Origin of the sequence: Micromonospora foliorum (assembly GCF_022229015.1) — a bacterium.
Lineage (GTDB): Bacteria > Actinomycetota > Actinomycetes > Mycobacteriales > Micromonosporaceae > Micromonospora > Micromonospora foliorum.
In genome coordinates this window covers 1-3,314 of sequence record NZ_JAKKFF010000501.1, presented here as the reverse complement: position 1 = coordinate 3,314, position 3,314 = coordinate 1, and the positions used below count along the sequence as shown (strand labels likewise).

Here is a 3,314-nt window from a genome sequence, read left to right as displayed (position 1 = left end):
CGGCCGGGAGCCACTGAAGGCAGCGTGTCAGGGCGCCGCGCCGGCCACTATCGCGTCCGTGGCCCCCGGCGCCGTCAGCCTGCTATGCCTGCTGCTGTCCAGCCTCAACTCCCCCCGTGCGCTCGGCCCGGTCGCCGCCATCGGCATCGCCGCCACCGTGCTGGTGATGCTCACCTTCCTCCCCGCGCGGCTGGTGCTCGGCGGGCACGGCGCGCAGCCGACCGGAGCGCCGGGCGGCCGGGGGCGCGGAGACCGGCGGGCTCAACGCGCCGGTAGCCGCGTTCTCACTGAGGGTGACGACCAGTGAGCGCGGAGGGTGGACGGGTCGCCGTCCTGGCACAGTACGGCGCCGTCGGCGGCGCTGGAGCACCCGCGCCGTCGACTGCGCCCGCTCCGCCACCAGCCGCTCGGTGGCGTCGTACCGGCGAACCAGCGCCGGGGCCAGGGCGAGCAGGCCGGCGGCGGCGAGGACGGCGAGGAGCACCGAGGTCGGCACCCTCACCCCTCCCGTCACCGAATTCGAAGCAACCGCCATCCGACCGCAGGATCTTCCACCGATCGCGCCTGGGTGCGTGGATCGTCCGGCCGGGGAGCGCTTGCCGCAGCTTGCAGTTACTTGAGGTTACGGCGCACCGACCGGGATGCCACCGCGCCGCGCCGATCCCGTCCGTGGGACGACGGGGAGTAGCTCGGGAAATCCTCCTACCGCGCGTCGGCACGTACCCGGTGCCAGCGGGCCAGCAGGCCGCCCTCGGCGGCGATCTCCTCACTCGTCATCGCGTACCCGATGTGGTCCCGCCACGCGCCGTCGATGTGCATGTAGCGCACGTGGTACGACTCCTCGCGGAAGCCCAACTTCTCCACCACCCGCCGGGACGGCCGGTTCTCCGGGCGGATGTTCACCTCCACCCGGTGCAGCCCACCCGGGCCGAACGCGTGGTCAACGGCGAGCGCGAGCGCCGTCGGGATCACACCTCGGCCGGCGACCCGCGCGTCCACCCAGTAGCCGACGTAGCCGGAGCAGAGCGCCCGCCGCACGATGCTGCCCACGTTGATGTGCCCGACCAGCCGGTCCCGATCGGCCTCACGCAGGCAGACCGCGAACGGCATGCCCTCACCCTCGCGGGCCGAGCGGCGCTGGTCGCGGTGCACCCAACGGAACGCGGCCGGCGAGTTCATCTCGTCCCAACCGCCGGGCAGCGACGACTCCCAGGGCGCCAACCAGGCCCGGTTGGCGCGCCGTACCTCCGACCACGCCGCCGCGTCGGAACGCCGGTAGGGCCGCAGCAGCACCGGGCCGTCGGCCAGCTCCACCGGCCAGCCCGGTGCCCGCGCGGGTCCGAAGAGACTCACCCGCACAGTCTCCCGCGCGGGACCGTGTCGCGCGCAAGTGGCCCCGCCGCGTTCACCCACACCTCCGACGACCATCCGACACGGGCCCGCGAGCGGACCGGCCGGGACAGGTCACCGGCGGCGGTCCAGCAGCAGGACGTCCACGGTGGAGCCGGCCGCGGCCGTGGTGACCCGCTCGCCGAGCACCAGCAGCCCGTTGGCCTCGGCCAGCCCGGAGAGGGTGAACGGCCCGCCGCTGAGCGGCTGGACCGTGTACCCGCCGCCACGTCGCTCGGCGACGTGCGCCGGCCGGAACTCGCGCAGTCCCGCCGGTGACGACACGGTCTCCAGCAGGTGTGCCCGCACACTGGGTCGGAACACCGGCTCGGCGCCGGCGAGCAGTTGGATGGCGGGGCGGGCCAACACCTCGAAGCCGATCAACGCGGCGCCCGGGTCGCCGGGCAGGCAGACCACCGGCACCTCCTCGGCGCCGACCGTGCCGAACCCGAGCGCGGTGCCGGGATAGAGCGCCACGTCGGTGAAGGTGACCGGCCCGGCGCGCCCGCCCTCGCGGCGGGAGAGGATCCGGCGCACCATGTCGCCGGGGCCGGTGCCGGTGCCACCGGTGGTGATGATCAGGTCGGCGCGCAGCGTCTGGTCCTCCAGCAGCCCGCGCAGCCCCTCCGGGTCGTCGTCGCAGATTCCCACCCGATACGCCAGTGCGCCGACCTCGGCCGCCGCGGCGGTCAGCGCGTGCGAGTTCGCGTCCACCACCTGGCCGGGCTGGCTGCCCCGGCCCACGTCGACGAGTTCGTCACCGGTGGCCACGATGACCACCCGTGGACTGGGCCGGACCACCACGTGCCCGATGCCGGTCGCCGCGAAGACGGCGACCAGGGCCGGGGACACGTAGGTGCCGGCCCGGGCGAGCAGGGTGCCGGCGGGCAGCTCCTCGCCGGCGCGGCGTACCCCGTACCCCCGTTTGGGGGTGCGGAAGATCTCCACGGCGGCCATGCCCTGGTCGGTCCACTCCACCGGGACCACGACGTCCGCGGCGACCGGCAGCGGCGCCCCGGCGGCCACCGAGAAGCACGAGCCGGGGGTGAGCCGGACCGGCCGCCAGCTCGCGGCGCCGAGATCGCCGACCACGTTGAGCCGGATGGTGCGGCCACCGGGCGTGCCGGAGGGGGCCGGGACGTAGCTCGGCCCCCGGCCCCCTCCGGAAATGTCCTCCCAGCGCGCGGCGTAGCCGTCCACGGCCGCCTGGTCGAAGGCCGGGAAGGCGTGCGGCGCGACGACGTCCTCGGCGAGGACGTTGCCGTGCGCCTGGGTGAGGTCGAGGTCGAGTGGCGGCAGCGCGCGCAACCTGCGCAGCACGCTGCCCAGGTAGTCGGCGAGCGGCGTCAACTCGTTCGCGGCCGCCTCGGCGTCGGCCGTCGCGGTCATGTACCAGATCCGCCTGCCGCGTCGGCCTTGACGAAGTCGGCCAGCCAGGACCGGAACTCGGCGCCCAGGTCTTCGCGCTCGGCGGCGATCTGCACCACCGTCTGGAGGTATCCCAGGGGCATGCCGGTGTCGTAGCGGGTGCCCCGGTAGACGATCGCGTGCACCGGGGTGCCCTCGGTACGCAGCAGTTCCATCGCGTCGGTCAGTTGGATCTCGCCGCCGCTGCCCGGCTTGGTCCGCCGGATCGCGTCGAAGATCTTGCCCGGCAGCACGTAACGGCCGAGCACCGCGAGGTTGCTCGGGGCGTCCTCCGGCTGCGGCTTCTCCACCATCCCGGTCACCTTGACGACCTCGCCGATGTCGGTCAGCTCCGACTCGGCCGGCTCGACGGAGGCGATCCCGTACCGCTTGGTCTCGGCCGGGTCGACCTCGAAGAACGCGAGCACCACACCGCCGGTGCGGGCCTGCAACTCCAGCATCGCCGGCAGCAGCGGCTCCGACGGCTTGACGAACTCGTCGCCGAGCAGCACCGCGAA

Annotated in this window: 3 protein-coding genes and 2 pseudogenes; 1 reads left to right on the top strand and 4 read right to left on the bottom strand. The window is 74.2% G+C overall.

The window, feature by feature from the left end; all coding sequences use genetic code 11:
• Positions 1–58: 58 nt before the first annotated feature.
• Positions 59–154 (top strand): annotated as a pseudogene (locus tag PSH25_RS34260) (hypothetical protein); the annotation flags it as partial.
• 18 nt (positions 155–172) lie between these two features.
• On the opposite strand, the pseudogene PSH25_RS28905 reads toward PSH25_RS34260, so the two are convergent.
• The 4 genes and pseudogenes from PSH25_RS28905 to PSH25_RS28890 form a co-directional block, all read right to left on the bottom strand.
• Positions 173–496, bottom strand: a pseudogene (locus PSH25_RS28905) (divisome protein SepX/GlpR); the annotation flags it as partial.
• A gap of 206 nt (positions 497–702) precedes the next feature.
• Positions 703–1,353 carry a GNAT family N-acetyltransferase gene (locus PSH25_RS28900; RefSeq protein ID WP_238662038.1) on the bottom strand — a complete coding sequence of 217 codons (651 nt, stop codon included), beginning with the start codon at positions 1,351–1,353 and terminating at the stop codon, positions 703–705.
• A 111-nt stretch (positions 1,354–1,464) separates the two neighbouring features.
• The gene (locus PSH25_RS28895) at positions 1,465–2,778 is read right to left on the bottom strand and encodes a molybdopterin molybdotransferase MoeA (protein WP_030329151.1); all 1,314 of its coding nucleotides are present in this window, start codon (positions 2,776–2,778) and stop codon (positions 1,465–1,467) included.
• Positions 2,775–3,314: sugar phosphate nucleotidyltransferase (locus tag PSH25_RS28890; protein ID WP_274528107.1), on the bottom strand; the 540-nt coding region annotated here is incomplete at its 5' end. The genes PSH25_RS28895 and PSH25_RS28890, both read right to left, overlap by 4 nt.

Bases quoted from the DNA above. Each gene is read 5' to 3' on its own strand.
- PSH25_RS28895 (WP_030329151.1), bottom strand. From the start codon at position 2,778: ATGACCGCGACGGCCGACGCCGAGGCGGCCGCGAACGAGTTGACGCCG.